Here is a 4,702-nt window from a genome sequence, read left to right as displayed (position 1 = left end):
CTACATTACAAATAGGTGATAGTAAACCAAAAGAAATATATTTTGGCAGTAATAAGATAAAGGAAGCTTGGTTAGGTAGCACTAAGCTTTGGACTAGTAGTGTTCCTACTCTTGTGGCTGTTGGTGATACTGGAGGAATTATGTATTCAACAGATTACGCCACAACATGGACTTTAGCTACAACAGGTGTTACTTTTACTTTATCAGTGGTTACCGCATCTCCTGATTTGTTTATGGCTGGAGGTAGAGGTTACTATTTATTATGTTCTGGAGATGGAATAACATGGACTTCAGTTAGTGTTCCGTTCACTGATGTTAACGGTATAGCGTATGGTAATGGTAAATGGGTGGTGACAAATGGCAAATATTCAATATATTATTCCACAGATAATGGATTAAATTGGACGGAAGTTACTACATCATCATCTTATTGGAGTGTTAAGTTTGTAAACGACCGTTTTATGGCATTCCTATCCAATGGTAATACCCCAGCGTATTCTTTAGATGGAATAACATGGACAAATACGAGTGGCAGTTCAACCGTAAATGCTTACCATGTGGCATATGGTGATGGTATGTATATTATTGGTGGTGCAGCATACGCTCAGACCTTATCTTATTCTTATAATGGTGCCAACTTTACTGAATCGTATTATTTAACGGGGGATCTAAGTTCTATCGATATGACATATGGTGGTGGCTATTTTCTTTTAGCCGGTGTGGATTCTTCTGGGTACTACAGAATATACAAATATCAAAAAGGTGGAGCCTGGAGTTCAGCTGGTTTTTCATCTAGTTCGACTCAAATTAGGGCATTGGAATATGTAGCAAATTCGGCTAAGTATTATGCTGTTGGTAGTGACAAACTAATATATTCATCCGATTTGAGCACATGGACGATTGTTAGTAATGCATTTACACAATATACATTGGATATAGTTTTTAAGGAATAGAGGTGGATAAATGAAAATATTAGTTGATATTAATAATCAAGTTTTGTTTAGCGGTGAAACCATAGAGTTTGGAATTTTTGATGAACCCATGCTAGAAAAATGGGCAATTATGGATGGCAAAAATGATATCCTGTTCTACGTAATCGATGATTCGTATTCATTAACAGAGGTTCTTAGTATACCAGATGATTTACAACCAAATAAATATTGTTATACAGTAGAGAAAGGGTTCTATGTTAATCCAACCTATTCAGAGCCAATTAACATTGAAACGGAAGTAATCAAACTACAACAAGAAAACGCAGAATTAAAAGCAAAGCTAGATAATATACAAGAGGTACTCGACTATCTAGTAATGCAGTAGGAGGTGAAAATTCGTGGCAGAATGGTTAGCAGGAAGAATTGAATTAGGTAAGCTTAATTATAATGCAGTAGTTGAAAAGTATTCAAAATTTAAGAATGATATTGACTCACATCTAAGTAATGATAATTATATTGTCAATAACGATGGAACAGTAACAAAAAATTAGGAGCCATCATGGCTCCTATATCGGGGAGGGTATGAAAAAACAATCTATATCAAAAAGGTTATTAGCTTCCTTTGATAAATTAATAATAACATTCAATTGTGTAGTAACTATGGAACGTTGATGAAGATTATGTGAACGTTCTGAAAATAATATGAGCCGAAAGGCTCTTTTTTGTTGAGATATCGCAACAAGGAAAGGTTGGATAAGTATGAAAGTAGAAAAAGCAAATGTATTAGGTGGAGTAGTTGTAGCATTCTTAACAGCGGTATTTGGGCAGTATTGGTTTCTGTTCGTTGGATTCTTGGTGTTAAGTGTAGGAGATTATGTGACTGGCTGGATTAAAGCGAAGTACTGGAAACATAATGAATCTAGTGCCATTGGAGCAAAGGGTATTGTTAAAAAGGTATTTTATTGGTTAGTTATTGTGATAGCCTTTTTCATATCTTATTGCTTTATTCAGATGGGAGATTTGCTAGGTATTAATTTGTCATTCGTACAACTCTTTGGGTGGTTTACTCTAGCTAGTTATATAATCAATGAGATTAGGAGTATTATTGAGAATCTAATTGAGATGGGGTGTAATGTACCAAAATTCCTTAGTACTGGATTGGATATTACACAAAAGTTGTTAGATGCAAAGACTAATACAAATGAAAGTGACGGTGAGACAAATGGGTAATACAGATCAATGTAGAGACATATCTGAACTTAACGAGCTATGTCAGATATTATTAAACAAAGCACTTGAAGAAATAAAAGCTGCTGGTATTAATCCTCTTGTTGTTGAGACATATCGTAGCCAAGTAAGGCAAAATTACTTATATAGCCAAGGCAGAACAATGCCAGGCACTAAGGTTACCTGGACACAGTCAAGCATACATACACAGCGTAATGCAGTTGATGTAGTACCACAACGTGAAGTAAATGGTAAGATGACTGCTATCTGGAATTCAAAAGATAGTGAAACTAAGAAGATTATCTCGATTATGCAGAAATATGGATTTGAAGCAGGAGCGAACTGGACAACCAGTCCTGATAGTCCTCATTTTCAAATTAAAGGAGTGTCTAAGACTGCTAAGTCTTACAGCTCTACTAATACGAATTCACTTATCACTAAGATGATCCAAAAAGCCTTGAATAGTAAAATAAAAGCTAATATTACTGTAGATGGTAAATGGGGAGCAAACACTACCAAGGCAGTAAATAAGTATAGGGCTAAACAAGGATGGAAAGAAGATGGCAAGGTAGGTGTAGAAACACTTAAGAAGTTATTGGCCTAGTCAGAGAGCAGAAAAGGCGCAAGCTGTTAAGCAAGCGCCTTATACTTATTCTTCAGTTATAAATGTAATTTCATAGTACGAGTATTCATATTCTGGTAATTCTTTTTCATCTATCATTTCAATTCCTTTAGTAGCAACTTTAGAGTTTGTAAATTCAGTTTTACCTAGTTCTTTACCTTTTTTATCATAGTATGTTATAACTGGTTGAAACTCTGAAAATCCAAAGTTAGGAGTGTATGTCAATTTAATGTATTCACCATTAACATCGATATCATATTTTGCCTTATCTTTTACATTTACTGTACAGCTATAAGTCTTTTTTCCGATTTTTGCTTTAACTTTAGCTTTTCCGTTGTTAACGCCTGTAATAATACCTTTTTTATTTACCTTCACAATAGATTTGTCTGTACTGCTCCAAGTAACCTTTTTACTTGTACCGTATATCTCTAAATTGTACGTTCCACCTTTATAAACACTTACTTTAGTCTCACTTATCCAAGGAGAATAAGCTTGTACTTTACTAGGTATAATTAAAGCCAATAACATCAGTAGCACCAATAAACTAGATAGATATCTCTTTTTCATAATCTCACCTTCCTGTAATTTAATGTATATAGTATACTATTATATACCAAAATATTCAAGTTCGATACATAAAATGAAAAAAAGCACATGCTACATGAGCAAGTGCCTTTATTGAAATTCTCTTCAAACATATTTCTTCAAGCAAATATATTATAACATATATAGTAAAATATGTAAATAATTATGTTGAATTTATAATCAATATATTTAAATGGCTACACAATAAAATGTAGCCAAAAAATGTAGCCAAGTCATTATATTATATATATAAAACTGGTTTATTTAATACCGAATCTATTGGTACTAAACCATGTGTATTTATAGTATTTATGCCAATCTACAGTAAATTCAACGAATAAATAAATTTTATTGTGCTAGACTAAGGATCTAGTGAGCATTGCGCTCGTACGGGTTCAAGTCCCGTCAACTGCACTGTAAAACCCTTGTATTTGCAAGGGTTTATTTTTTTGTGTTGCATTTCGTGTTGCAATAACCTTTAAATAAACTTTCAAAATAAGTATAAGAACTTTTAATGTTTGTTTAAAAAAATAATGGATTTGATGTTACCACAGAAAATGAAAAGGCTTTTGTTATTGAATCTATCAAGGTAAAGATTGAAGGAGAAAGCTGAACAAAAAAAGGAAAAGCAAAAAGGGAAATGCAAGAAATAGTAGAATTTACCATAAATTTGTAGTATAATATACCAAAAAAATAATTGGTGGGGGTATTATTAATGGCTTTAATAAAATGTCCAGAATGCGGAAAAGAAATATCTGAAAGAGCCACTGCATGTCCAAATTGTGGTTTCCCTATATCTAGCGAAAATAAAGATAATGAAGCACAAATTGCTAATCAAAGATATAATGCGAATAAAGTTGGCTTTAGAATTGGAATGGTGATTTTGGTCTTGTTTGTATTTGGGCTAGTGTTCGGTGTTGGTGAAATAATCAAAAATCCAGATAGATATAATACAAAGGATACTGTAAAATCTGTTGTTGGTTGTACTGATGAAGAAGGAAAAACGATAGAAGAAAAACTGAAAGAATGTGGCATAAGTGAATGGGATTCAATTGTACATGATATAATGCTAGACGAAACACATAAAAAGGGCGAGACAGGATATCGCATTTATAAAGATGGTGTAGAAGTAATAATGTATATTGATAAAAAGTATAAATTGTATCAGCTTAATTATGGAGGTAATTATCTATATAAAAAAGGTAAAGCTATTGCTAAGTTAGAAGATTTTCTATTTACCGTAAATGAAATGACAAAATGGCAATTATTATGTGAGGATAAGGTGAAATCCATTCTAAAATCACCTTCAACAGCGAAATTTCCCAATATTACAGAG

At 32.9% G+C, this 4,702-nt stretch carries 7 protein-coding genes; 6 read left to right on the top strand and 1 reads right to left on the bottom strand.

The window, feature by feature from the left end; all coding sequences use genetic code 11:
- The 5 genes from ACW2QF_RS16455 to ACW2QF_RS16435 form a co-directional block, all read left to right on the top strand.
- The coding region (locus ACW2QF_RS16455; RefSeq protein ID WP_455717099.1) for a WD40/YVTN/BNR-like repeat-containing protein at positions 1-953 on the top strand (953 nt) is incomplete at its 5' end.
- A 10-nt stretch (positions 954-963) separates the two neighbouring features.
- On the top strand, positions 964-1,317 hold the full coding sequence (locus tag ACW2QF_RS16450; RefSeq protein ID WP_455717098.1) for a hypothetical protein: 354 nt from the start codon (positions 964-966) through the stop codon (positions 1,315-1,317).
- Positions 1,318-1,330: 13 nt separating this feature from the next.
- On the top strand, positions 1,331-1,483 hold the full coding sequence (locus ACW2QF_RS16445) for a hypothetical protein (protein ID WP_455717097.1): 153 nt from the start codon (positions 1,331-1,333) through the stop codon (positions 1,481-1,483).
- A 208-nt stretch (positions 1,484-1,691) separates the two neighbouring features.
- Positions 1,692-2,162 carry a phage holin family protein gene (locus ACW2QF_RS16440; RefSeq protein ID WP_455717096.1) on the top strand — a complete coding sequence of 157 codons (471 nt, stop codon included), beginning with the start codon at positions 1,692-1,694 and terminating at the stop codon, positions 2,160-2,162.
- Entirely contained in the window at positions 2,155-2,763 is a 609-nt protein-coding gene (locus ACW2QF_RS16435; protein WP_455717095.1) for a M15 family metallopeptidase, read from the top strand. Before ACW2QF_RS16440 ends, ACW2QF_RS16435 begins: the two co-directional genes overlap by 8 nt.
- A gap of 45 nt (positions 2,764-2,808) precedes the next feature.
- On the opposite strand, the gene ACW2QF_RS16430 is transcribed toward ACW2QF_RS16435, so the two are convergent.
- Positions 2,809-3,348 carry an Ig-like domain-containing protein gene (locus tag ACW2QF_RS16430; protein WP_455717094.1) on the bottom strand — a complete coding sequence of 180 codons (540 nt, stop codon included), beginning with the start codon at positions 3,346-3,348 and terminating at the stop codon, positions 2,809-2,811.
- Between the two features lie 733 nt (positions 3,349-4,081).
- Here ACW2QF_RS16430 and ACW2QF_RS16425 point away from each other — a divergent pair.
- On the top strand, positions 4,082-4,702 hold a 621-nt coding region (locus tag ACW2QF_RS16425), incomplete at its 3' end, for a zinc-ribbon domain-containing protein (protein WP_455717093.1).

Source organism: Anaerosporobacter sp., from assembly GCF_965301125.1.
This window is presented reverse-complemented; position numbering and strand designations above follow the sequence as displayed.

What these genes read in the sequence shown, in the direction of transcription:
- ACW2QF_RS16430 (WP_455717094.1), bottom strand. Translation starts at nt 3,348, where the DNA reads ATGAAAAAGAGATATCTATCTAGTTTATTGGTGCTACTGATGTTATTG.
- ACW2QF_RS16450 (WP_455717098.1), top strand. Translation starts at nt 964, where the DNA reads ATGAAAATATTAGTTGATATTAATAATCAAGTTTTGTTTAGCGGTGAA.
- ACW2QF_RS16440 (WP_455717096.1), top strand. Translation starts at nt 1,692, where the DNA reads ATGAAAGTAGAAAAAGCAAATGTATTAGGTGGAGTAGTTGTAGCATTC.
- ACW2QF_RS16435 (WP_455717095.1), top strand. Translation starts at nt 2,155, where the DNA reads ATGGGTAATACAGATCAATGTAGAGACATATCTGAACTTAACGAGCTA.